At 34.7% G+C, this 25,823-nt stretch carries 15 protein-coding genes; 9 read left to right on the forward strand and 6 right to left on the reverse strand.

All coding sequences use genetic code 11. The features are described from left to right. Nucleotides 1-53: 53 nt before the first annotated feature. The 4 genes from MYP_RS02590 to MYP_RS02605 all read right to left on the reverse strand — a co-directional run bounded on the left by MYP_RS02590 (nt 54) and on the right by MYP_RS02605 (nt 8,382). Nucleotides 54-926, reverse strand: a complete 873-nt coding sequence (locus MYP_RS02590) for a transglutaminase family protein (RefSeq protein WP_045457998.1) — start codon at nt 924-926, stop codon at nt 54-56. A gap of 12 nt (nt 927-938) precedes the next feature. Then, nucleotides 939-3,488, reverse strand: coding sequence for a circularly permuted type 2 ATP-grasp protein (locus MYP_RS02595; RefSeq protein ID WP_045458001.1), 2,550 nt, complete (start codon nt 3,486-3,488; stop codon nt 939-941). Nucleotides 3,489-3,727: 239 nt separating this feature from the next. After that, nucleotides 3,728-5,608, reverse strand: a complete 1,881-nt coding sequence (locus MYP_RS24685; RefSeq protein ID WP_081990377.1) for a PKD domain-containing protein — start codon at nt 5,606-5,608, stop codon at nt 3,728-3,730. Nucleotides 5,609-5,880: 272 nt separating this feature from the next. Next, nucleotides 5,881-8,382 carry a T9SS type A sorting domain-containing protein gene (locus MYP_RS02605; protein ID WP_045458004.1) on the reverse strand — a complete coding sequence of 834 codons (2,502 nt, stop codon included), beginning with the start codon at nt 8,380-8,382 and terminating at the stop codon, nt 5,881-5,883. Nucleotides 8,383-8,840: 458 nt separating this feature from the next. Between MYP_RS02605 and MYP_RS02610 the strand changes: the two genes are divergently transcribed. The 3 genes from MYP_RS02610 (at nt 8,841) to fabF (ending at nt 12,007) form a co-directional block, all read left to right on the forward strand. Then, nucleotides 8,841-9,857, forward strand: a complete 1,017-nt coding sequence (locus tag MYP_RS02610) for a glutamine synthetase beta-grasp domain-containing protein (protein WP_045458007.1) — start codon at nt 8,841-8,843, stop codon at nt 9,855-9,857. 133 nt (nt 9,858-9,990) lie between these two features. Next, nucleotides 9,991-10,338, forward strand: coding sequence for a tRNA-binding protein (locus MYP_RS02615; RefSeq protein ID WP_045458010.1), 348 nt, complete (start codon nt 9,991-9,993; stop codon nt 10,336-10,338). 424 nt (nt 10,339-10,762) lie between these two features. Then, nucleotides 10,763-12,007 (forward strand): beta-ketoacyl-ACP synthase II, encoded by a 1,245-nt coding sequence (fabF, locus tag MYP_RS02620; RefSeq protein ID WP_045458013.1) that lies wholly within the window; start codon nt 10,763-10,765, stop codon nt 12,005-12,007. A gap of 88 nt (nt 12,008-12,095) precedes the next feature. Here the strand turns inward: fabF and MYP_RS02625 are convergent, their stop codons facing one another. Further along, nucleotides 12,096-14,924: an Ig-like domain-containing protein gene (locus MYP_RS02625; RefSeq protein WP_045458017.1), complete on the reverse strand. Its 2,829-nt coding sequence runs from the start codon at nt 14,922-14,924 to the stop codon at nt 12,096-12,098. A 550-nt stretch (nt 14,925-15,474) separates the two neighbouring features. Here MYP_RS02625 and MYP_RS02630 point away from each other — a divergent pair. Next, complete coding sequence (locus tag MYP_RS02630) at nt 15,475-16,740, forward strand: glycosyltransferase (RefSeq protein WP_156140263.1); 1,266 nt, start codon at nt 15,475-15,477, stop codon at nt 16,738-16,740. A 236-nt stretch (nt 16,741-16,976) separates the two neighbouring features. Here the strand turns inward: MYP_RS02630 and MYP_RS02635 are convergent, their stop codons facing one another. After that, nucleotides 16,977-18,149 (reverse strand): glycosyltransferase family 2 protein, encoded by a 1,173-nt coding sequence (locus MYP_RS02635; RefSeq protein WP_045458022.1) that lies wholly within the window; start codon nt 18,147-18,149, stop codon nt 16,977-16,979. Between the two features lie 125 nt (nt 18,150-18,274). Here MYP_RS02635 and MYP_RS02640 point away from each other — a divergent pair, with 125 nt between their 5' ends. The 5 genes from MYP_RS02640 (at nt 18,275) to MYP_RS02660 (ending at nt 25,512) form a co-directional block, all read left to right on the forward strand. After that, nucleotides 18,275-20,443, forward strand: coding sequence for an exopolysaccharide transport family protein (locus tag MYP_RS02640; protein ID WP_045458025.1), 2,169 nt, complete (start codon nt 18,275-18,277; stop codon nt 20,441-20,443). A gap of 104 nt (nt 20,444-20,547) precedes the next feature. Next, on the forward strand, nt 20,548-21,909 hold the full coding sequence (locus MYP_RS02645) for a flippase (RefSeq protein WP_045458028.1): 1,362 nt from the start codon (nt 20,548-20,550) through the stop codon (nt 21,907-21,909). A gap of 3 nt (nt 21,910-21,912) precedes the next feature. After that, complete coding sequence (locus MYP_RS02650) at nt 21,913-23,130, forward strand: glycosyltransferase (protein WP_045458031.1); 1,218 nt, start codon at nt 21,913-21,915, stop codon at nt 23,128-23,130. Between the two features lie 135 nt (nt 23,131-23,265). Further along, nucleotides 23,266-24,756 carry an O-antigen ligase family protein gene (locus MYP_RS02655; RefSeq protein WP_052429909.1) on the forward strand — a complete coding sequence of 497 codons (1,491 nt, stop codon included), beginning with the start codon at nt 23,266-23,268 and terminating at the stop codon, nt 24,754-24,756. Nucleotides 24,757-24,807: 51 nt separating this feature from the next. Next, entirely contained in the window at nt 24,808-25,512 is a 705-nt protein-coding gene (locus MYP_RS02660; RefSeq protein WP_045458033.1) for a TolC family protein, read from the forward strand. The last annotated feature ends 311 nt before the right edge of the window (nt 25,513-25,823 follow it).

A 25,823-nucleotide genomic window follows, 5' to 3' on the forward strand; every position in this document is an offset into this window, starting at 1 on the left:
ATAATGATCATATAGAATGTCTTAGATTAATATTGGTATTAGATATCGTTTTTTCAGCTCCTTTTTACATCCACTTCTACACTAAGTTCGTGACTGCCGCTGCTAAAAATTACCCCTTTTAATGGTACTATATCTCTGTAATCTCGCCCCCATCCGATTGTTATATGTTTTTGGGAAGGAATCATATTGTTGGTTGGGTCAAAGTCAATCCATCCGATATTAGGAACAAAAATAGAAAACCATGCGTGAGATGCATCCGCACCAACAAGTTTTTCTTTGCCATTAGGTGGAACGGTTTCTATATAACCGCTTATATATCTTGCAGGCAGACCTAGCGATCGAATACAGGCAATCGCAAGATGGGCAAAATCCTGACACACCCCTTTTTTATGTTTCATCACTTCTGATGGCGGGGTGGCAATGGTTGTGAATCCCGGTTGAAACTTAAAGTCATTGAAAATTCTTTGCATAAGATTTTCAGACGCCTCAATAAAAGGTCTACCTTTAATAAATGATTTTAAAGTATAGTTAACAATAGCCTGGTTGGATGAAGTCATGGCCGTTTCCTGAATAAATTGGCGAGCTTCAAAATATTCCTGTTTTGGTTCATATAACATCCCTTTTACTATTTCCCACGAAAGTTGATCATATAAAGAGATCTCTGGCTCATCCATCTTTTTTTCGATGAGAGAATTAACAGTTACTGTTAATTCTTCATGGGCTTTTTGTAATGAGAAATAGACTGACTTATTACCGAAATAATCTTCATATTTATTCACCACATCAGGTTCTGGAAATATGGTTATTTCGCTTTTGATGCACTTCTGAATTTCTGTATTTCGGGGAAACAGCTTAGCAATATTCTGACATAAACTCACTTGTTCATTGTAAGTATATTTTGTCTTATGGGAAATGCTGTACATCATAAAGATAAATGCTTACGTGATATCTGAAGAATATAATTGCTTTTGGCTTTGTGCATGTTTGAAAAATGTCCTGGAAATTTCATACGGAACAGATGACAGGATTGAAAATAATTTTGAAAGAAGTTCCTCTAGGTGTCTGTATTCCCTTGTCTCAGGATCAGCTTTAATCAGTATTTTTTTATCTGATATTTTAAGAATAGTGATGGCTTCAATAACAAGCTTTTCATGAAGATGCAATTCATATATATTAGTTCCTTTGGGTAAAGCCTCAAAGTGAACTTTTAATTTTTCAAGTAAATGAATTAAAGAATGCGGATTGTGATTGTCGAAAAGCATCAGATCAAGTACAAGAGGCATTTGAATATGTGTCTTATAATTGTATCTGTAATTAACAAGACTTTCATTACTGGACAAAAATGTTTCCATCATATCGTATTGACTTGATGCTCCATGATTCTGGATCAGCAGAGATTGGAGCATGGTAATCAAAAGAAGACTTTGTTCTATTTTTCGTCCGCTGTCCAGAAGCAGCCATCCGTGTTCTCTTGAAATGCTTTCTCTGTTAAGGCCAATAAATGCTACCATAGATGTAATCAAATTGTCCAGAGAGCTGATCAGCTTGTGGCGATTTTTAAGCGTTTGCTGATTTTCCCGGTTTTCTTCAAGGCTTTTTAATATTCTCCAAGTATCTGCAGACCAGTAATCTCTGACAGCATCGGCAGATCTCATTATCATATTGATATTATACCTTAGTCCTCCGATTCTCTCCCCATTCATGAATAGATCATAAATTTCCCCCCATGGATTTTGAATGATTTCTTTGTTATTTTCATCGGTAAATCCGGGATAAGAATATGTATAGTGAGTTAATGTTTTGAGTAGTACTTTTTCAGTATGGTTGTCCTGATCTGCAGAGAAACCTTCTTTACTGTTGATATATTGAATTACTGTCCTCATGTACCGGGCATTTGCTAATATTCTGTCTGCATATCTTCCAACCCAGAATAAGTTTTCAGCAGTACGACTAGGCAAGGCATCATTATGTTGATCACGTTCCGCTTGTTGAAGATCTTTGGGTGTTTCTTCTGATTTATACTCAGATGAAATAATCCAGGTGTCTTTGCTTAAGCCTCCGGCCTGGTTAGAAATAATGAAACTTTTGGCATCGTTTGATATTCTTGTCAGTCCACCTGCCATTGCTTCGTATGATCCATTATTGCTTACAAGGAAACTTCTGAACATAACATTCCTTGGTTCAATGGTACCGTTTACATAAGAAGGAACAGATGAAAAAAGAATTTTTTCCTGACCAATATACAGGTAAGGTTTCATCTTTATTTGATCCTTTAATTCTTTTAAACCTGCAGAGGATAAAGAAGAAGCATCTATTGATGAACTCGTAACCGTATCTCTGTATATTCTGCGGATGACGAGAGAACTTAGATTGTCCAGTACATATTTCAATTCCCTTGGTTGTCCGCACCACCATGAGGCGAGGGTAGGGAGAATAAGTTCTTCACCGGTAAAGTAATTGGAAATATTTTGTAGAAAAGGAATTAAACCAGGATTTTCCAGAATACTGCAACCAAGCGGGTTTGCAAGACTTACGTTGCCGGCACGTATTACCTGTAAAAGACCGGGTACTCCAAGTTGAGAGTCTTCCTTTAGTTCTAGAGGATCACAATATATATCATCAACCCTCCGTATGATTACATCGACCTTTTCCAACCCAGCAATAGTCTTAATCCATACATAGTTATCTTTTACCATCAGATCATCTCCCTGAACAAGAGAAATGCCCAGGTAAGAGGAAAGGTAGGAATGTTCAAAGTATGTTTCATTTCTGGGGCCAGGGGTTAAAAGAACTATACGAGGATGAGAATCCGATGAAGGAGCAATCGAATTAAGTGTTTTTCTTAAAGTGGTAAAATAGGAAGAAAGTCTTTTTACTTTTACTTTTTTGAAAAACTCCGGAAATATTCTAATCATAGCGGCTCTGTTTTCCTGAGAATATCCAGATCCGGAAGGAGCCTGAGTACGGTCATTCAAGACCCATATATTTCCATCCGGACTTCTCGCCACATCTGCTGAATACAAAATCAGCCCGTCTTTATTTTTAAATGAAACTCCTGCACATTCCCTTAGATAACCTGCGTGATTGTATATCAGTTCAGCTGGAAGTAAACCGTTTTTAATGAGTTTGTTTTCACCATAAATATCCTTGAAGATAAGATCTAATAAATGAGCTCTTTGCTTTAAACCTGACTCAATTTTTTTCCATTCCTCATTATTTATTAAAAATGGAAATGGATCAAGATTCCAGGTTCTGCTTTGTCCTGTAGGATCGCCATATACATTATAGGTAACTCCGTTTTCCTGCAATAACTTTTGAAGATGCACATTTCTGTTAACAAATTCTTCGTGGCCCAGAGTTTTATATGTTTCCAAAAACTCTTTCCAATGGGCGAGTAAATTCCCGTCCTCATCAAGTAATTCATTATACGAAGGCTGTTTACTTATATAATTTTTAAATATTGCTTCTTCTGTATTGCTTAAAGGCATGTAAGTAGTTTGAAGTAATTCGGAATGATGTAATTATTCAATATACATTTTATTTGAGTAAAAGAACAGTTCTATATTATTAAGGTTTTAATCTTCCTTGTAAAATCAAAGGATTTCAGGGGAAGTTTATAAATTAAGGATTGCATCACCTGATACATATTTGACATTTTAAAATCGGAAAAGCAAGGCAATGAATTTTGCCTTGCTTTTTAGTATTTTAAAATGTACTTGATATAGTATTATTTTTTTATCATTATTTTCTCAGTAAAGTTATGAAAATTGGATCTGAAGATAATGAAGTATAGGCCTGAGGAAAATCCTTCATTAGCAAGATTAATATTCACAGATTGATTATTACCTGATATTCCTTCGAATAATGTTTTTAAAGGCACCCCTTTTTGGTCTAGCAATTCTATCTTTGTAAAGTTATTTTCCGGGAGGTTAAATTCAAGAGTAAGGTTTTCTTCAACAGGAGCAGGGTAATACCTGAAGTAAAACTGAGAAGAGGAGTTAGTTAATGTTTCAGTTCTTAATGATGCAGTCCCTTCTTGAGAGACTTCTATCCCGTCCACTTTTGCGACGTTTAAAGTGGCGGTTAAGCTAAGGTCAAGAGATCCATCGCTCACATCAATAACAAAATTCTTTTGGCCACCTGCATCCCCAAAAGTTTTATGAATATCAAATTCATGGAGAATTTCATTCCCTTCCGCCTGGACATTAATCAACCTTGTTCCATCTTTTTGTCCTGCGTCAGAAAAGTAAAGTTTTAGGATGTATTGTCCGGGATTAACAGGGAAGCTCCATTGTATAGGTGTTAAATTCTGATAGGAGTATCGGTTATTACCAAATACATTATTGGGAGCATCTGAATTGTTGAGTCCTTTCCAATTGTCACTTCCCGTAGTAAGTGTTGTGGTTGGGGTTTCAAGATATTCAGACGGTGAAAGCTGTTTGTCCGATGACCAGTTTAACATCGAATCCTGAATTTCAGAACCTCCGCAGTTAATTCTGTAAAGAAGAATTGGGGCATCAGTAGCAGGCCTGTTAACAAAAACTTTGATAACGTCAGAACTTGAAGCACCATCATTATCAATAGCTCTGAATTCAAACGTGTAAATTCCTTCAATAAAGCCATAGGCATTGGTTGTAATATGAGTGCTATTGGAAAGAGAAATTAGGCTTGGACCGGAGATCTGCGTCCAGGAATATTCTTTGATTATACCATCTTCATCTGAGGCTTTACCAGAAAGTATGACTTTATCTAATGGCAATTCGGCTATTATATCCTCTCCTGCAAAGACCGAAGGATATATGTTCGGGATAGTATGGTCTGTTCTGTAACTCAACAACCAATCGTATATGGCATTGGTGTATAATCCGGTAGAATCTTTAGATGGAGATAGTGAAAGGTTTTGATATACAGTTCCCCAAAGGGAGGTATTATGACCTGCTCCTGTGATTACAGTCAGTTTTCCAGGGATAGGAGGATTACATTTATTGTAAGCAGTGTTCCATGATGTTGCACTTTTACCATCATTTTCACCCTGGAATGACCATACAGGGATTTCTTTAGCATTACATACGTTGGAGTTGACGGTAACTGCTGCTATGGGAAGGATAGCAGCTACTTTCTCTGGATAAGCAATAGCGTAATCCCAGGTGCCTCTGCCTCCGGAACTTAAACCTGTTACATATATTCTCGATATATCAATCCTGTATTTTGATTTTGCCATTTCAATAAACTCATCAATAAAGGAAGTGTACCAGTAAGTTCTCGGACTTTGTGGTGACAAAACGATAAAGTTGCTGAACCCATCGGTTTTCCCATCTGCAATGAGTCGGGGAGGAACACCTGGAACGAGTGTTTTTGAAAGTACAGTCCCAGCTTCACCTGATCCGTGAAGAAAAATTAATAAAGGAAATGAGTGTCCAGAAGCAGAATAGGATGGAGGAAGGTATTCATAATAGTTTATTGTAAACCGAAAGAAATTTGAAGAATAGGATGTAGCTTTTTGTTGGGCTCTGGAAGTTTGTGAAATGTATAACATAAATAATGTAGACAATAAGATTTTTATCAATGTGGAATTTTTATACAACCTTGTGCTGGTTAGATTTTTCATGATTTGAGTAGTTTTTAATGCTTAAGAAGATTTAATGAGTACACAAATAAAGTTGTAAATTTCTTTCTTAAGGGAGGCCAATGGTCTTTAAACTTTTGATAAGTATTGAGCCATTAGAATGGTGCAGAGTATTATTGAAATTTTTATAGAAGTTGTATATGTGAAATAAAAAAAAAGTAAAAATGTTTTAAAAAGTAGATTGGATCTGTTTTAAATAAAGAACCCCTCCTTTCTTTACAGAAAAGAGGGGCTAACCAGTATGATATTAAAAACTATTCAATTATTAATTTTTTCAAAACTTTTAAATTGAATTCGTTTTCAATTTCAGCAATATAAATTCCGGAAAGTAAATTAAGGTTTAAGGAATAATTCTCTTCTTCTGGACCAATATTCCCAAAGAATAATGTTTTCCCGTACAGGTCAGAAATTGTCAAGGTTTTTGAAGAATATTCAGAAAAACTGAAAGTAATAGGTTCCCCTTTTTTGGAAGGTACAGGAAAAACTATAATCTGGCTATCTGAATTGTAGGCATTAGAAGAAACAATTTTAGATGTTTCAGAAGCTCCATTGAAGTCTACCTGAATAATTCTGTAATAGTAGGAATTATTGCCTTTGCCGGTGACGTCAGTAAAAGAATATTTATTTATAGTATTGGAATTTCCACTTCCTACGACCTGGCCAATATTATGGAATGTTTTTCCATCCAGACTTTTCTGAACAATAAATAATTTGTTGTTTAATTCCCAGGTGGTAGACCAGGTTATGATAGTACCTGAAGCATTTGATTTAGCTTCAATGCTTAGGAATTCTACCGGCAGTGTACAGGATTCGGTAGTTGCACAAACGAAAACCCTACCACAAGAATTGGTTTTGCCAGATGTTGCATTGATGCTGGCTATGTTTCCTTTTCTTTCGGGATAACAAGCCCCATCAGCAATGTCACCAATGCTTAATACATTTTGTCCGGGGGAGTTATTGTTTAAAGTACCATAAGGTTTTGTACTTGTTGAAATTCCAAATTCAGCTCCTGTTATCTCAATCCAATAAACTATACCAGCAGTTGAACCTGGCAGGGAAACATTTAAAGGAATTGTTCTTAATGTCGCGGTAGTGGTTTTGGGCAATGTGATAGAGCCCACATTGGGATAAACGATTACATCAGGTGTATTTGCATTATTCTTCCCACAGGAATTAGCAATTTTATTTGAGTAAATGTTTACTGTATAGGTGGCAGTTCCTCCTGTACTGTAATTCATTTGATAGAAATCAAGAGAATTTAGAGCAAGGTTATTCCCTTTTACTACAATCATAGTTCTAATGGTATTGTTGTTGGCAGAAATAGTTCCCATTGCTCCTTGAGAAGCTGTAGTATTAAATGAATTTTTATCTTCAGCATAAAGACCATATTCACAAACGCCCGGAATTGTGACGTAATTGGGACTTTTAACATTGATAGTACTATCGTTTTTAATTGTAGCAGTAAGCTTAGAACCTCCCGTTGCTACATTATACCATTCAACATTTATGTTGCCTCCGATTTTATTTGCACCTTTTACAGTAAAAGTTGCTTCTTTCGGAGTTGAAGTACTGCAGTAAACTCCTGTGCCCACCATTGTAGGTACAATTTTGGTGATTTTCATACTTCCGCTTGCTGGGGGGCATCCAGGTTTAGTTACGCTTAATTTATATGTTCCATCAGCTATGGCCTGATGGGCTGCGGTATTGGTTGAGAGAGGAGTATTATTTCTTTCCCAGTTAAAAGTTATTCCAGGAGCAGTTATATGTGAGTTAATAGTGTAATTGATAGGATCGCACAATAATTGATCGGGTGCAATATTTACCTTTAGTTCATTCAGAACAATTACTGAATCTGTCCTTGGGCAACCAATATTATCAGCTATTGAGTCATAGCATAAATAATATTTGCCTGCTGCAGGAGCGGATGTGAAAGAATAGGTTGAGCCAGTATTGGTACCCGATAAAGCAGTTCCGGAGCTATTTTTCCATTGAAAGGTATATTTCGATGCTCCAAGCTGAGGGTTGAGTGTAATGGGCAATGCCTCATTGCATGCATAAATCGTATCAGGTAGAATACTTGTTTTACCAAGTGACGCAAGGTTTTGAATATATTTGCAACTAGTGCTGAATGAAATGTCATCCAGCGCAAGGTCATTACCACCGCTTCCTGTCCTAATATTCTCTATTCTGATGGTAATATTTCCTGAAATTGCACCGGAATTCCATGTGACAAAAAATTGATTCCATGCATGACTGGTACTATCAACCCTTACAATATTTCCAACTACTGCATTATTAATTGAGAAACGAATCATAGGCGAATTCTCAAAATAGATTCCTCCACAAGTTGCGCAATTTTTATTTGTATTGATATTGGAAAACCAGGCAGAAAAAAAGTAGGTCGTATTGGGAAGTACATTAACTGTAGTATTGTAGGCATTTTTTCCCACCGTTCCATCCACGTCTATTATTAGCATATTATTTTTACCAGCTCCTGGAGTATGGTCCTGTATATTTGCAAAATATGAGTTGGAGGTATTTGGACTGGTTCCCACTGTATAATTTCCCGGTCCAACGGAGGGGGAAGAATAAGTATAATCACTACCAAACCCAGTATTGCCAGCTTCAAAATCACCATTGACTATCAATTCAGTACCGGCATCTGGGGGACAGATCTGGGAATAAGCATTATTGTAAAATATGTAAATGCATGTCAGTAGCAATGATAAGCTTATTGAGTATACGTTTTTATTCATATTTAAATGTTTCGATTTTTGTCTGATTTTGATAATTAATATAAATATATTTAAATATTTGCTAAGGTTGATACATTATTATAAATAAAGGTAACCTATTAGGGATAAGCATTCTTATTGAAATAATGATATCAGTGGATATTTTTTGATGAGAAGCATTTTATCTTAATTTTTTTAAGGAATTATTTGATGGATATTCTTATGCTTTCTAATTAAAGGAAGCTTAATTTTTAAATTTTGATTGAAAAATGACCCTTACTTTTTGAAAAATATATGTAAATCCTCATAAAATGGTCTTTTTTTAAGCTGTGGATAAAAAAAAATAAAAAAAATGATCCTAACTTTTGTTTTTTGACTAAAAATCGCAAAATTTATATAAGTTTTCAAAGTATCCCTTTAAAAAGAGGGTAGTTTAAATAAAATCTTTACTAATTAATCAAAAATAAGCTCATTTAGCAATGGCAAAATCGAAATTAGAGTACATCTGGCTTGATGGTTACAAACCGACACAAAGTCTTCGTAGCAAAACTAAAATTGTTAATGATTTCAGCGGAAAATTGGAAGATTGTGAAATGTGGTGTTTTGATGGTTCTTCTACCGAGCAAGCTCCGGGAGGATCTTCAGATTGTTTGTTAAAGCCGGTTTATATCTGTCAGGATCCGCAAAGAAAGAATGGTTACCTTGTAATGTGTGAAGTTTTATCTCCAAACGGAACACCGCATCCTACCAATGGTCGTGCTACTATTGATGATGATGATAATGATTTCTGGTTTGGTTTTGAACAAGAGTACTTCTTGTGGAATCCTGCAACAAATAAGCCTTTGGGATTCCCTGAAAACGGATACCCAGCTCCGCAAGGTCCATATTACTGCTCAGTAGGTGCTAAAAATGCATTTGGTCGTGAAATCGTTGAAGAGCATCTTGATGTTTGTCTTGAGGCAGGCTTGAACGTGGAAGGTATCAATGCTGAAGTGGCAGCAGGACAGTGGGAGTTCCAGATTTTTGCTAAAGGTGCTAAAGAAGCTGGAGATCAAATCTGGGTTGCTCGTTATTTACTTGAAAGAATCGGGGAAAAATATGGTGTTTCTATCAACTGGCATTGCAAACCTCTTGGATCACTTGACTGGAATGGTTCAGGAATGCATGCTAATTTCTCTAACTCTGCACTTCGTACAGCTGGTAAGAAAGAAGTATATGATAGTATCTGCAGCGCATTTGCTCCTGTTGTAAAAGAGCATATTGAGGTTTATGGTGCTGATAACCATCTTCGTTTAACTGGTAAGCACGAAACTCAGTCTATCGATACATTCTCTTACGGGGTGTCTGATCGTGGTGCTTCTATCCGTATTCCAATTGCGACAGTTGAGCGTGGATGGAAAGGTTGGTTAGAGGATCGTCGTCCAAATTCTGCTGCAGATCCATACAAAGTGGCATCAAGAATTATAAAGACGGTAAAAACTGTTTCTAGTAACTAACAATTATTTTATATAAGGATTTTTTTAAGGGAAAGGTGCATTCTGTCACCTTTCCCTTATTTTTTATGCAATTCATTAGGTAAGTTGAGAGTAGGGAATGTGTTTTTAGACTAAACTTTTCTAGTTATTTTGCATGATGGATGTAAAAGAATTTATTACCTGGGCAGATTTTGAAAAGATTGAAATGCGCACCGGTACAATTTTGACTGCAGATGACTTCCCGGAAGCGAAAAATCCTTCCTTCAAGTTGAGAATTGATTTTGGCGTATTAGGTGTAAAAAAAACATCAGCGCAAATAACAAAACTTTATTCCAAAGAAGAGTTAGTCGGAAGACAAGTTGTAGCGGTTGTAAATTTTCCTCCAAAACAGATAGCGAATTTTATGAGCGAATGTTTGGTTTTGGGGGCAGTTAATGATAAAAATGAAGTCATATTGCTTCAGCCCGATAAGAAAACGGAAAATGGACAGAGGATAGCATAGCCTGGGATGTCTCATTTATTTATTCTGTAATTGATCGAATTTGCAATTTTGGTCCGAAGAGCCTATTTTTAGAGCCAAATTTTAAATTCATCAGCTGGTTGGCTTAATTGAACTGTCACAAAATTTAACAAAGAGCATTGTAATTAATTTTCTTCTATGGGGTACCTTCTGTGTCCTTACTAATTCATCCCTTATGTTTTGTAGTATAACCTTCTTCTGATACTTGAAAATAACTTTTTGTAAAGGTCAGAGAACTATAAATTGGTTTAGTAAAGACTCAAATTATTTTGTATTGTTCTTTTTGAGTGATTTGTAATAGAAATTGAATTACCAGGAAAATAAAATTGTATAAAGAAAATATTATTTGGTCTCTATCGCTTAAGGATAAAAGAATCAGGGGATTCCTTGTAATCATAATATAAAAATGAAAAGAGTAGTAATTACGGGTATTGGAGCTTTAACTCCTATTGGAAATACAGCAGAAGAATTTTGGAAGTCTCTTATAGAAGGAAAAAGTGGGGCAGCCCCAATAACAAAGTTTGATGCACAATATTTTAAAACAAAATTTGCATGTGAACTTAAAGGCTTTGACCCTCTAAAGTTTATTGAAAAAAGTGAAGCCAGGAAATATGATATGTTTACTCAATACGCATTGATTGCAGTTGGGGAAGCTGTAAAGAATGCAAATATATCTTTTGGTGATCTTAATCCCCACAGGATTGGTGTAATCTGGGGTTCTGCCGATGGTGGAGTTATTACTTTTGAAGAGCAATATAGTGAGTATATTGCTAATAATAGAACTCCAAAATTTAATCCGTTTTTTATACCCAAAAGACTGGTAAACATTGCTTCTGGAATTATATCAATAAAATATGGATTAAAAGGAATAAACTTTACCACAACTTCTGCCTGTGCTGCTTCAAATACTGCATTGATTGATGCCTTCAATTATATTCGTTGGGGAAAAGCTGATATGATTATTACAGGTGGCTCCGAAGCTCCTGTTAATCAAAGTTCTATTGGTGGGTTTAATGCTCTTAAAGCACTTTCAACGAACAATGATAATTACTCCTGTGCTTCAAGGCCTTTTGATGTGAACAGAGATGGTTTTGTTATGGGTGAAGGAGCTGGAGCTATCATCCTCGAAGAATATGAATCCGCTAAAAAAAGAAATGCTCCGATTATAGCTGAAATAGTGGGAGGTGGGATGGCGGCAGATGCATATCACCTCACCGGTACTCATCCTGATGGTGATGGTGCTTATAATGGAATTATGCTTTCGCTGGAAGATGCAGGTATAAAAGCTTCTGAAGTAGGATATGTAAATGCTCATGCTACTTCTACTCCAATGGGGGATATGAGCGAGCTTAAAGCAATTGAAAGGGTTTTTGGAGTTAATTCTGGATTGAATATCAGTGCTACTAAATCAATGACAGGACATTTGCTTGGAGCTGCAGGAGCTATTGAGGCAATTGTATGTATAAATGTGGTAAGAAATGACATTGTTCCACCAACTATCAATACAGAAAATGTTGATGGTAATTTTGGAAATAAGTTTGATCTTACACTTGGCAAGGCTGTAAATAAAACGGTAAATTATGCAATAAGCAATACCTTTGGTTTTGGGGGGCATATTGCAACCGCTTTGTTTAAAAAATACGAAGATTAACTTTTCCAGAGTTCATAAAAAAAAGAGGGGTATTCAAAATATCCCTCTTTTTTTATTGAACTTATTCTTTTTACATAAAGCCAATTAATTAATTTTTAAGAATTGTTCGGGTGTAGCTTCCGTTAGGAGTTGTTATATGTAGAATATATAATCCTTGGCTTATATTTTCTCCTATCTCTATTGTTTCTGAATCTATAGGACCTGAAGAGAAAACTTCTTTTCCTTGAAGGTCACATATTTTTACAGATAAAATAGGATCTCCATTATCTACTGACACATTGGTGGAAGATATAAATGGGTGAGGAACTGAATTAACTGCTGTTCGTTTATTGTTATCGCAATTTCCTAACAGTATTAGTTTGGAGTACTCTTTATAGAATGGAGCAGTTGAATAGTTTACTCCTGCATATAAGGAAACTGAAGTGTTATTATACCGGCTAAAATTGACATTTACTTTCTTATAATCAGAACCGTCACGTATTATTTTCCCATCATTGTTTGTCCACCATGATATATTGGTAGTTGGAAGTTCATTTTTGAAGGTATATGTATATGAAAAGTTTGTTTCTATGCATGAAGGACCATTAATTCCGACAGGTAATTCCGGTGATACTACAATGATTGTGATTACTTCTGAAGATACTGATGAGCCCTTGTTATCTGTTGCTGCAACTCTGAAATTGTAAGTTCCCGCTGTAATCTTAGGCACTGTATAAGTATATGGAGCAGTAGTAGAAGCAAATAAGGATTCATTTTCTTTGTAAAAATTCACTGCTGTTATTTGTCCGTCTGAATCAGTAGCCTCAACAGTTATTGTAAGATCTGTTCCTTCGGTAATCACTGTTCCGCTTTTCGGAGAAGTGATCACAACAGAGGGAGGTATATTGGGAATTTCTCTTATGATCAATGAAGAAGTGGAGTCATTAAATTTATTGTCATATAGGCAATTATCATTTATCCGTAGTGTTATAGATGTGCCACTGAAATTATTATTTTGATAAAGTGTAATTTCATATTCTGGAGCAATCTTGATGCCTGAGATATCCTTATCTTTAATTCCTAAGGATAGCAGTCTTTCTGATGTGTATCGACCTGTGTCCAGTCCAATTGCATAACCAGATAGCTGGTAGCTACAGTGCTGATAGATTGTGGCGATAGGATTTTTAATGGTAATAGTTATCTCAGGAGTGATGGTGAAAGTTCCTTTGTCGTCAGTTGCTTTGGCGGTGAGTTTACTTATTCCTGGAGTAGCTGTTTTCCATGTAATTAAGTAGGGGGCAATAGTATCTTCTCCAATTTTAGTTTTACCGTTATAAAATTCAACTTTTATTACTTTGCCATCAGTATCAATTGCATCAGCAGATAATTCAACAGATGGGGCTAGAAATATACTTCCATTGGAAGGCATCAGTAAGGATATATTAGGAGCTTTATTAATAGTTGGAGTAATATTTATAGTGCCTGATATAAAGTATTCTCCTACAGAACCGTATTCAGAATAGCCACCTCTGTTTGGACTTTCTTTACCTGAACCTTTTATATGAAGGAAGTATGTGCCTGCATTGAGATTAATAGTTAGTTTGGAAGAAAGGCTGTCAAAAGGAGAAGATAGTGCTACGATCTTTCCTTCTTTATCAGTAATACTGGCATATATATCAAGATTAGGATTAGATGAGGATGGATTGATAAGTAAATTGGTTACGCCACCAGATGTTGTGAAGTAATATATGTCTTCATCTGAAGCATTAGCAATAATTCCGGAGTTTTGACCTGCGTTTACTTCTCCTGCATCTGAATATATGAGTTGTTTGGAGGTGCTGGTAGTTGAACCGGCTTCATCAGGCCTAAACCCCAGTTTTGCCACGCCTGTAGATAATATGGCAATATCATCTTGTTGGTTACTAGCATCGGCATATTCTCCTTTGCTCCATTGCACAATTTTGGAATAATAACCAACTCCCATTATTGGCGCCCATTCTTCAGTTCCGGAGTAGTATTCTTCTTGTGCAGATATTCTACCATCATGACTAAGGCCTAGAGTGTGCCCAATTTCGTGAGAAGCAGCTTCTCCTGCACCTTTGATTCCATCATTAAATACCCAACAAGGAGTTTCAGTCCCCCAGCTGAAAGAGCCTATATAGGCAATTCCACCTGCTCCTGGCGAGGCGGTAGTGGTTGGAGTGAATATACAACGCATTCTTTTGTCTGCAGGAGCAGCCTGATAGATACTTTCACTGGTAGTAATATTGAGATTAAATGGTCTGTAGTCTTCACTTACAAGTTTCCAGATCTCTATTATTTCACTTTCAGAAAGAACAGATGGAAGTGCATTAATTGGATTTCCTCCATTCCAGTAGGTTCCGGAGACATACTGACCGTCAAAGTCAAGTAATATAACCCCTTCAGCTCCGGGGAAACTTTGAAGGTTTAAAACCGGTGCTGAAATAGCAAATGAGCTGTTGGTGTTACTCTGAGAATTGGCGACTTCAATATAGTTTATGCAAACCACTTTATCTATTGCTACTTCTTTTACATAAACATCACCATGCTGATCAGAATAGTATTCATAAGCTTTTTCAATTTCCGGAATAATAGCTTTTCCATCCAGTTTTTTACCTTCTATATTATAATAAATAGTGGATTGGGGATAGTCTTTGAATATTCCAATAGCCTTATTTTTTTGATCTGAAGATGATATATAATTAAAAAATCCAGGATATGATGAATCCGTAGTTAAGAATACTTTTTCAGATTTGCCTGACCTTTTCTGCTTGCTTATTGAGCTTTCAATAGAATTGACAGTTCCTATTTTTTTAATGTTTTGTGAAAATGAAACCAGATGTATGATTAGGGATAAAAAAACAGTATATGTGATTTTAAAGAAGGTTAACCTTCTCTCATGTAGCGGATTTTTCATATTTGTTGTTTTTGTTGTTCTTTAAGTTTTTGATTGTGTTTTGATAAAAGTTGTTTTTGATTTTTTTTTAGAAATGAAGATATATTATAACTTGATGTATTATATGATTAGGAAATTTATAATAAATGGGTCGATTGTATATTCTATTTGATAGTGAAGTTGAATATTTGTTGTTTGTAATTCGATGAACGATCGTTTTGTGTAGATGTAATATCTTTTAATGGGTTTTCTTACTTTTATTTTTAAGTAATAATTTTTATTAAAAGTAATTTTTGAAGAGTGAATGGTTTAACTACAATTTGTTAGTTGTTTTTTGTTAGTTGTTGATTAAAAGGTTACTGGGGGAAAATTAATAGAATTGAATTGAATGTTGAATAATTGGAGACCAAAATGGATTATTCTAATATCACTGATTAGATTTAAGCATTGATTAATTTTAATCTGATTTTAGATTAACTGAATTTAATAAGTGATTGGTGGTCTTGATGATATTTAATCATAAAAATAATAAAAGTGCATTTATTTAAGGTTTAGCTGATTTTTCTTATATTTGATAAGCAAATCTTTTCATGAGATCATTCAATTGATGGTACTTTTCAATGCTTTTCTGGGATTAATATTTATTTACGTATCGATTTCGGTTTTCTATGCTTTTGTTTTTGCATTTGCAGGACGGTTGGGTAAAACGAAAACTACCCCATATTCCACAAGCTATAGGAAATTTGCCGTGTTTATACCATCTTATAAAGAAGATGAAGTGATTTTGAATACTGCAAAGGAGGCCTTAAAACAGGCCTACCCGGCTGAATATTTCGATGTAGTAGTTATTGCAGATTCTTTAAAGCCTTCAAGTATTGAATTATTGAAAGCTATGCCAGTGAAATTGGTGGAGGTTAGTTTTGATCTAAGTACTAAAGCGAAATCTATTAATGAAGCATTTAATTTCCTTCCGGAAATATATGACTACGTTTTGATTCTTGATGCTGATAACGTAATGGCTCCTGATTTCATTGATAAGTTAAATTCAAGACTTGTTTATACAGGAGTAAAGGCCATACAAGGGCATAGAGTGGCGAAAAATCTTAATACTAAATTTGCTATCCTGGATGCAATCAGTGAAGAGATTAATAATCATGTTTACCGGAAAGGACATAGAGTATTGGGGTTCTCATCAGGATTAATAGGGTCAGGAATGGCATTTGACTACAGGTATTACAAATCTTTAATGAAGACCAATAACGCTATTGGTGGTTTTGATAAAGAGTCTGAATTAAAAATACTGAGAGATAGATTAAAAATTGAATATGTAGAAGATGCATATGTTTACGATGAAAAGGTAGAGAATTCAGAGGTCTTTAAAAATCAAAGAAGGAGATGGATATCAGCTCAGCTTCATTATTTTAGAAAATATTTTTTATCAGGCTTTTATCATCTGGTGACTAAGGGTAATTATGATTTTTTTGATAAAGCATTTCAACAATTTTTATTACCAAGAATGTTATTACTTGGGTTTGTCTCCTTAATGGCCTTTCTTTCAGTTTTTTTAAAAGGTGCGTTGGATTTTGATTTGTTTCCAGGAGTATATTTTTGGGTTGGTATTGCCGTGTTGAAATGTAGCAGTGTGTTTTTATCTATCCCAAATAAGTATTATAACAAACAAACTCTTAATGCTGCATTGGAACTACCAAAGGTTTTAATTTTGATGTTTCTGACATTGTTTAAGTTGAAAGGCGCTAATAAAAAATTTATTCATACTCCTCATTCAGGTAATATCATTATTAATGCTGAAGAAGAAGTAGAGTCAGGAGTAAAATAAATTAAAGAGAAAAGGCTGGAGACATCTTGAGCCAAACTTATGTATGAGATTAAAGAAATAGATAGAAGCTAAGGTGGCTTGTAGAGAAAAGAATCGCAGTACTATATAAATATATTCTGTCTTATTGAAAAGGATTATAAGCAGATGGAAGAATTAAATATTAAATATTAAATAAAAAGGGCTTTCATTTATATTGAAAGCCCTTTTTATTTGTCTAGTGACTGATGAAAATTTTTTCAGTTAGCTCTTTTTGCTTTTTCCCACACTGCCGATTGTTTTCCTTTCAGGTATCTGAAGAGACCCAGATACACCGCATAATTCATGATAAAGAAGTAATAAGGAACAAATAATGCCTTAATTCTGATTTGTTTATTTTCTAAATACCATCCTAGAAGAGCCATTGCATAAAAGAATAATTGCCCTGCAAGTATAATTTCATAAAAAGGAGATTTATCGATCAGCAGAAAATTAAGGGGAATAAGTATCAGAAGAAATAGAGGCGCAAGTGTCCATCTTAAAACCCTGTGAGAAATATACTGAAAGGTAAGGGTAAAATGTTTCAATGGATTTAAGACATGGCTAAGACGTACCATTGATTGCCATGCGCCTGCACTGATTCTTATTTTACGTTTAAGTTCTTCTGTTACACTTTCAGAAGCAGTTTCCATAGCATAAGCTTTAGGTTCATAAATTACACGATATCCCTGAGATGCAATTCTCATAGATACCATAAAATCATCTAGGATAGTGTCCTCTTCCAGGTCTGAAAATAATTCTTTTCTAAATGAGAATAATTCCCCTGCTGCCCCTACAATTGTTAGTAATTCTGAATCCAAACGTTTTAAGAATGACTCATATTTCCAGTAAATACCTTCACCTGCACCAGATGCAGAATCTTTTTCTTTCTTTAAAATTCTTTTTTCACCTGACACAGCTCCCACAGCTGGATCAGCATAGTGCTTTACGATTTCTCTTATAGCATTGGCAGGTAATATGGTGTTAGCATCAGAGAAGATGACAATAGGTGTATTTACAAATTTCATCGAGCGGTTTTCTGCTGCAGATTTACCACCTCTTTTGGCTTCATGAAGTACTGTTACTCCTTTGTATCTGGAAGCAATTTCCGGAGTGCCATCATTAGAGCCGTCTGTAATAAAAATTACGTTTAATTTTTCTGTAGGGTAATCAAAAGAAAGACAATTTCTGATTTTGTCTTCAATTATACCAGCCTCATTATATGAAGGAACTATAAAGGAAACTTCAGGTTCAAAATCATGATCAGAAATGGGGGGAGCTGGATTAAAAATTCGTTTGATTTTAACTATTGCGAATAATAAAATGCCATACCCTATATATGAATAAAAAATTGTAAAAATTCCTAGCCAGAATAGTATTTCAAAAATATTCATGTTAATTTAATTAAAGTTCTAAATTTAGGCTTAATTTAAGTAAATATTAGTAAAGAACATCATAAGTTTAATGAATATAATTCGTTAAATTTGTCCTAGGCGAAAATAATAAAATTGGATTTAGCATGGATTTTAAACTTTTTCTAAAGGTTTTATTGAAAAGAAAGTGGCTTATTTTAGGTATTACCATTTTGAGTTCAATGGCGACATTTTTACTTGTTTCAAGAGCTCCTAAAATTTATGTTTCATCTGCTCAGTTGGCCACCGGGTTTACGGAAAGAAATGATGAAAAGAATGAAAATGCGATTACTATTGCCAATAAGTTTAACAATCTTACAGAAATAATCAACTCCCCCCATTGTATGAGTCTTGTTTCTTACAGACTTGTATTGAATGATCTTCGTTCTGATCAGCCATTCGGAAAAGTTTATAAAGTAAAGGATGAATTTACAAGTGAAGAATTAACTGATATTGTTAAGGTATACAAAGGTAAATATGATTCCCTTGATATCATTTATGGTAATGATGACCGCGAGCTGAATGCAATTCAAGTATTGAAAACACTAGGGTACGAATATCAGACCCTTATGGATAACTTTACTGTTACCAGGGTTCCTAACAGTGATTTCATTGAAGTGAAATTTTCTTCCACAAATCCTAAATTATCGGCTTATGCAGTTAACGTCTTATGTGACGAAGTTTCACGATATTATGGATTTATTAAGAATCAGAAAAGTGAATCATCATTAAATTATTATTCAAAAATTTTAGTAGAAAAAAAGGCAGAGTTGGATAGCAAAATTGATTCTTTGAATAAATTTAAAGAAATGCATGCTGTTACAAACTATGGCCTGGAAACTCAGTCTAAGCTGGATCAGGTGGCCAGACTAGAGTTAAGCAAGGATGAAGAATATAAAAAAATTCAAGCCTTGAAGAGGGCTCTGACTCTTATTAAAAAAGAACTGAATAAAGGGGGGATAGATGACTCTGAAGTGTCAAGCGGTAGTTCCAACTCAAAAATATATGATCTGAAAGGGAAAATTTCTGATCTCAATAATAGATATGTAGTATCCGGGCAGACAAACAAGGTACTTAGAGACTCTCTTAATTATTTGAGAAATCAGTTGGAAAATCAGATCTCAAGATCACTTAATGAGAATACAGGAGGAAGCATCAGCAATGCAGGAATAGATTTGATGGAGAAAAAGATCAATACTGAAATTGAGTTGGAAATTGCCACAGAAAATTTAAGTTCAATTGAAAGCTCGATTATAAGCCTGAGGGGGAATCTTTCAAATTTTGCCACTAAAGAAACAGCAATATCCCGACTTGAATTGGCAGTGTCAGTTGCGAAAGAAGAATATCTGCGCATCCTTGATAAATTTAATGCTGCTAAAAATACTTCCTCAAACGCAGGCAATATTCGTCAGTCTGAGCTTGGGCTTCCGGCTAATGCTCCTCAACCTACCAATAAGTCACTGCTGACGATCCTTGCAGGTGTTATCAGTTTTACATTCTGTATTGTTTTTGTTTTTGTGCTTGAGTATCTGGATGTGAGTGTCAAGACTCCTTCAAATTTTGTAAACCTTACCAACTTTTTTCTTTTAGGTAGTCTTCAAAAGATTAATACCAAAAAAGGAAATCTTTTAACAGCCATAGATGCCAGTAACTCCAATATTGGATTCAGAAATCAATTAAGAAAAGTGCGCTTTCAGATGGAGCAATCAAAGGCAAAAGTTTTCCTCTTTGTCAGCACACAAAAGGGGCAGGGAAAATCATTTACCTTACTTGCACTGGCAAATACTTTAAGTCTTAACAACAAGAAAATTCTGATTATCGATAGTAACCTGAAAGGAAATAATATTACCAAGGCACTTTCGACTAAAATTAATATCGAACAATACTTAAATCTTGATGATACCAATAGTAATAAAGATCTTGCCAAATGCGGCTTTAACCTTATTACTAAAACTGATATAAATGGAGTTGATTTAATAGCATCAAAAAATACCTTATCATCTCCTTCGGAGTTTTTTGGAGGGAGAAACTTTGCTGAATTTTTGAATATGGCTAAAGAGAAGTATGATTTTGTACTTCTCGAAGCATCTGATCTAAACGAATATTCTGACGCATATGAGTTTGCAATTTATACTGATAAGGTAATCGGTGTTATTTCAGCAGATTCTGAAATTAAAAATGTAGACAGAAGGTCATTCGAATTCTTGAGTGGCCTTAATGAAAAGTTTGCAGGTTTTGTGCTTAATAGGGTTGAATCGGATCATATTATATTGTAATCATGAGAGGTTTATATATTTAATTAAGTAGATCTCCCAGATAGCCATTATTATAGGGGATAAGGTTCAGATCATTTTATGTATTTTTAATATGCGGAAGAAGAATGAAATTTTCTAAAAATTCATACTGGATTCAGTCGGGGATATATACGACCCTTCAAAAGTTTGCAATTATATTTTTTAACTTTGGCGGGTTCTACTTTCTTGTCAGGACATATTCAAAAACTGAGTTCGGAATCTATGCGCTGTTTACAACAATATTTTATCTGATCGAGACGGCGAGAGCCGGTTTGATCAGAAACTCTCAGGTAAAGTTTCTGGCCTCTGAGCCTGAAGAAGAACATCCTTTCATTAATACGGCTTCTCTTGTAATGAATGTTGTATTTACTCTGGCTACGTCAGTGATTATAGTGGCTATCGCATCCTATTTGACAGACATATGGAAAGCGCCCAACCTTGATTTAATGTTATATTATTCCCTGCTTACCTCCTTTGCTTTGATACCCTCAACCCAATTTGAGTTTATACAACATGCAAGAGGTGATTTTAAGGGCGTTTTTATAGCAACTATTGCAAGATATGGTACGATATTCCTTTTTATTTTAATAAGTTATCTTGTAGATTATAAATATAGTCTTGTTACTCTGGTTAACATTCAGACAATTGCAGCCCTGATCGGATCTTTAGTGAGTTATCTGGCTGTAAGGAAAGCACTTCAGTTTTCCGCCTCTTTAAGCAAAGAATGGTTTAATAAGATTTTTCATTACGGTAAATATACCTTTGGTACTAATGTAAGTGCGATGGTAAATAAAAACATAGATCAGGCAATGCTGGGTTCTATGATATCAACTGCCTCTGTTGCAACATATACGGCTGCTTTGAGGATTTCTACACTTATTGAAGCTCCTACCTTATCTGTAGCAACAATAGTATTTCCACAAAGTGCTAAAAGAATGCAATCTGAAGGACCCGCAGCTGTAAAATACTTATATGAAAAGTCTGTGGGAATTCTAATTGCCATCATGCTACCCGCTATGATATTTGTTCTTGTTTTTCCTAAGTTTATCATTCAGGTTATAGCCGGAGATAACTATCTGGATACCGTGCCGATTTTACAGGTGACGATCATATATAGTTTTTTTGTGCCTTACGCCCGTCAATTTGGTACGGTGCTTGATTCAATAGGTAAGCCAAAAGTAAATTTCTATTTCGTAATCTTTGGAGCATGTTTAACAGCATTGTTTAACTACCTGTATATTTCCAGATTTGGTCTCATAGGAGCAGTTTATGGAACTCTAACTACATATGCAATAGTTTTTACCTTGAATCAAATTATACTAAAAAGGTTAATGGATATCAGGACGGTCAATACATTCATATATGCCAGAAACTTTTATATAGATCTTTTTAACATCGCTGTTACAAAGATGAAGCTTGGAGGTTTACAGATTAATATAAAAAATTGATTTATGAATCGTGATTTAGACTTTATCTTTTTTGCCCTGCCAAGATGGGATGGTAATTATTCATCAACTTCATATTCGCTGGCTAAAGAGTTTTCGAAAAACAACCGGGTGTTTTATATTGACAATCCGTTTACTATAAAAGATTTTATCACACAAAATAAAAGTCCGAAAATACAGACAAGAAAATCGGCTTTAATTTTTGGTAAAAACATATATAAGAAAGTTAAAGGATTATCTGATAATTTTATAGCAGTTACACCTCCATTAACAATACCAAATAATTTTCTTCCTTCAGGATATTTTTATAATGCCTTGTCATCTGCCAATGACAAATTGATTTTCATGACCATATCCAGAATAATTAAGGATTATGATGTAAAGAAATATATCTTCATAAATTCCTTTAATCCGTTTTATGCCAGACAGCTTCCTGAAAAGATTAGACCGTTGCTAAAAATTTACCAAACGGTGGATGATATTGCTCAGAGCGGCTACACTTCCAAACATGGGCCAAGATTAGAAAGGAATGCCGTTGCTTCGGCAGACCTTACACTAGCTACTTCTCAGCAGCTGACAAAGCTAATGAAAGCTTATTCTTCAGAGGTACATTATCTGCCAAATGCAGCTGATGTGGAATTATTCAAAACGGCTGCTTACACAAAGCTGGATCAGCCCAATGAGTTGGAAGGGAATGAAAAAAAGGTTATTGGTTATGTAGGTAACCTTGACAGGCTAAGAGTAGATTACCCTCTGCTAAAAAAAATCGCTGAATTCCATAAAGATAAAATTCTGTTACTAGTAGGGCCAAGCAAGTATGAAACCTACAAGGATTTTGGCCTGGATAAATATCCTAATGTTGTCATTACAGGAGGAAAAAAGCTGGAGGAATTACCTAGGTACCTTCAAAATATCAATTGTGCAATCATTCCATTCGTTTGTAACGAGCTGACAAAAAGTATTTATCCTCTTAAAGTGAATGAATATCTGGCAACAGGAACACCTGTGGTTTCTTCCAGATTTTCCGATGATATTAATGATTTCAGGGATGCAGCTTATCTTGCGGACTCACATGAGGATTTTCTCAATAAGATTGAAGAAGCTATCAAAAACGACAATGAGGACAATAGAAAGCTCAGAATTCAATTCGCAGAAAAAAATACTTGGTCTGCAAGAGTAAAAAGTTTCTGGGAAATCGTTAATCCCTATATAGAAAGTAAATAATCAGATAAAGAAGATTACAATGAAAAAAAAGGAGGAGAGAGAAAGTGAAGCTTTTAATAAGGCTTTAGAGAAATTTATGATTCTTTTCTGCCTTGCTACATGCGTATTTTTCTTTATTAAAATACTATTCTTTTGATGATGGAAGGACTATTAAAAGAAAAGTTGGGTGAAGCAAAAGAATGGTTAACGAAAAAAGCCATTATTGAAAAATTTAATAATATACCAGGATATACTTTCCTGATATTTATAGCTCTGTCTTTTGCTTTTGTAGTGAGTAAAGGCGGCCTTTTGCCAGGTACGATTATGTTGTGTCTGATAATAGGAGTGCCTGTTATTTTTACATGTCTTTTTCGACTTGAAATCGGAGTTTTTATAGTATTAATACTTTCATTTTTCATATTAACAGTACTTAGATTTGTCGATGCTCCATTAGGTTTAACAATGGATGCGTTGATTTTTTTGATGTTTTTCGGACTTTTTATCAAGCAAACAAGGGAACGGGACTGGAGTTTTGCAAAAAATCCTATCAGCTATGTAATTCTTATCTGGATCTTCTATAACCTGATACAAGTACTCAATCCAGGAGCAGCCTCACGTCTGGCCTGGTTTTATACAATCAGAAGTATGGCTGGTATAATGGTATTATTCTTTATAGCTCTTTATTCTTTTAAAACAGTGGATCAGATTAGTTTGTTTTTTAAGATCTGGTTGTTTTTATCGTTTCTTGCAGGAGCTTACGGGATATTTCAGGAAGTACATGGTTTGATGCAATTTGAGTTGGATTGGATTATGGCCGATGAATTGAGATATAACTTATATTACAACTGGGGCCGTTTCAGAAAATTTTCTTTCCTTAATGATCCAACTACATTTGGAATCGTAATGGGATTTTCGGGGCTAGCTTGTTTTGCATTGTTGGCAGGGCCTTTTTCCGATTTTAAAAAGATTTTATTGACTGTAGCAGGAAGTACTATGCTTGTTTCTATGATCTATTCCGGGACTAGAACAGCCTATGCGCTCGTACCTGTAGGTTTTATGTTTTTTACATTGCTTACATTCAAAAGAAATATATTAATAATTTCAGGAATAGTATTTTTTCTTGGAACTCTGATAATTGTCAGCCCTATCAAGAGCTTAGGACCATTGGGGTCAAACAGTCTTACAAGGATACGATCTACCTTTCAATTTGATGAGGATCCGTCTTACAATGTCAGAGCTGTAAACCAAAAAAATATCCAACCTTATATTCAGACTCATCCTCTTGGTGGAGGCTTAGGAAGTGTTGGGATCTGGGGACAACGTTTTTCACCTAATTCTCCGCTTTCAGAATTTAAACCGGATAGTGGATATATGAGGGTGGCCGTGGAAATGGGATGGATAGGCTTAATCATAAACCTATGTGTGTTTTTTACAATATTAAGGGTGGGGATTAAAAATTATTATAGTGTTAAAGATCCAAAAATAAAAGCGTATCTTGGGATGATTTTAACGGTTGTTTATAGTCTTGTCGTTGCGAACTTTCCTCAACAGGCAATAACAATATATCCAACTATTGTTATATTCTATGTTCTTATTGCCCTTTTAGTTAAATTAAAAGAATTTGACGGAGCATTAAAAGTAGGATAATTTTTAGTTTTTAGATGGAAATTGTTTAATTTTATAAGATATCATTGAATTATGAAGAGAATATTTTTCTTGATTTTGTTTGTAATCTCAAATGTTTCTTTTGGCCAGACGATTAATTATAACAGAGAAGTCTCTGCTCAGGATTCACTATTTGAAGAGCAATTAATAGATATTGCCTGGAAGAATTATCCTGAAAATGAAGAGTTTCGGTTGCTTTTGGAAAAGAGCAGAAAAGAGGTATTTCCGGAGCAAATGCGCTTTACCAGAAATCTGAGACTTACCTACAATTTTAATAATAAAGTTATGGAAGATGGCAGTATGAGCCAAAAACCAATTTTTGGTTTGGGAGTCAGTTTAGCCATAGGCGATTTATTACTGCTGCCTAATACATCCAAACAAGCTAAGAAAGATGTTGTAATTGCTGAAACCAGACTAAATACTCAGAGGTTATATATCAGGAATGAAGTCTTGAAAAGATATTATACTTATGTACTTGCCCTTGATCTTCTTAAATTAAGAACAGCAAGTTATGAAGATGCGGCTTTAATGAATAAAATAGTTAAAGAAAAGTACAAAGGAGGAAAAGCCACATTAAATGAGTTTAACCAATTCGATGAGATTTATAATAAGAAATTGGAAGATTTATTAACTCAAAGAACTCACCTGGCAATAGCCAAAGCCTCTCTGGAAGAATTGCTGGCAATGAAAATTGAAAATATTCCAGGCTATAAGGAAATGCTGGAGCAACATCAGTAAAAAGCCCCATTTTTTGCAGAAATATCTTACTTATAAAAGTTTCATTTTTCAAAGATGAAACTTCATATTCCTTATATAATACAATATTTCATTTCCCCCATTCATGTGACTACCTATATTAAGTAGTGTAATATTTTAGTAATTTTTCTAAAAAAGCATTACTGTGGAATATTTCTACAGATTGTAAAAAAACTAGTTTTATAATTTATCGACGATTTGTAACTTTTGGTCGGTATAACAAGTAGATAGTAAAATAATGTCCATTTCTGATATTTTAGTTTATTTTGTTGGGTTTAAGGTTGTTTTTGTCT

Source organism: Sporocytophaga myxococcoides (genome assembly GCF_000775915.1).
Lineage (GTDB): Bacteria > Bacteroidota > Bacteroidia > Cytophagales > Cytophagaceae > Sporocytophaga > Sporocytophaga myxococcoides_A.

Excerpts from the sequence above, each read along its gene's own strand:
- MYP_RS02635 (WP_045458022.1), bottom strand. The coding sequence starts at position 18,149 with ATGAATATTTTTGAAATACTATTCTGGCTAGGAATTTTTACAATTTTT.
- MYP_RS02645 (WP_045458028.1), top strand. The coding sequence starts at position 20,548 with ATGAAATTTTCTAAAAATTCATACTGGATTCAGTCGGGGATATATACG.
- MYP_RS02595 (WP_045458001.1), bottom strand. The coding sequence starts at position 3,488 with ATGCCTTTAAGCAATACAGAAGAAGCAATATTTAAAAATTATATAAGT.
- MYP_RS24685 (WP_081990377.1), bottom strand. The coding sequence starts at position 5,608 with ATGAAAAATCTAACCAGCACAAGGTTGTATAAAAATTCCACATTGATA.
- MYP_RS02650 (WP_045458031.1), top strand. The coding sequence starts at position 21,913 with ATGAATCGTGATTTAGACTTTATCTTTTTTGCCCTGCCAAGATGGGAT.
- MYP_RS02615 (WP_045458010.1), top strand. The coding sequence starts at position 9,991 with ATGATGGATGTAAAAGAATTTATTACCTGGGCAGATTTTGAAAAGATT.
- MYP_RS02605 (WP_045458004.1), bottom strand. The coding sequence starts at position 8,382 with ATGAATAAAAACGTATACTCAATAAGCTTATCATTGCTACTGACATGC.
- MYP_RS02625 (WP_045458017.1), bottom strand. The coding sequence starts at position 14,924 with ATGAAAAATCCGCTACATGAGAGAAGGTTAACCTTCTTTAAAATCACA.
- MYP_RS02660 (WP_045458033.1), top strand. The coding sequence starts at position 24,808 with ATGAAGAGAATATTTTTCTTGATTTTGTTTGTAATCTCAAATGTTTCT.
- MYP_RS02655 (WP_052429909.1), top strand. The coding sequence starts at position 23,266 with ATGATGGAAGGACTATTAAAAGAAAAGTTGGGTGAAGCAAAAGAATGG.
- MYP_RS02590 (WP_045457998.1), bottom strand. The coding sequence starts at position 926 with ATGATGTACAGCATTTCCCATAAGACAAAATATACTTACAATGAACAA.
- MYP_RS02610 (WP_045458007.1), top strand. The coding sequence starts at position 8,841 with ATGGCAAAATCGAAATTAGAGTACATCTGGCTTGATGGTTACAAACCG.
- MYP_RS02640 (WP_045458025.1), top strand. The coding sequence starts at position 18,275 with ATGGATTTTAAACTTTTTCTAAAGGTTTTATTGAAAAGAAAGTGGCTT.
- fabF (WP_045458013.1), top strand. The coding sequence starts at position 10,763 with ATGAAAAGAGTAGTAATTACGGGTATTGGAGCTTTAACTCCTATTGGA.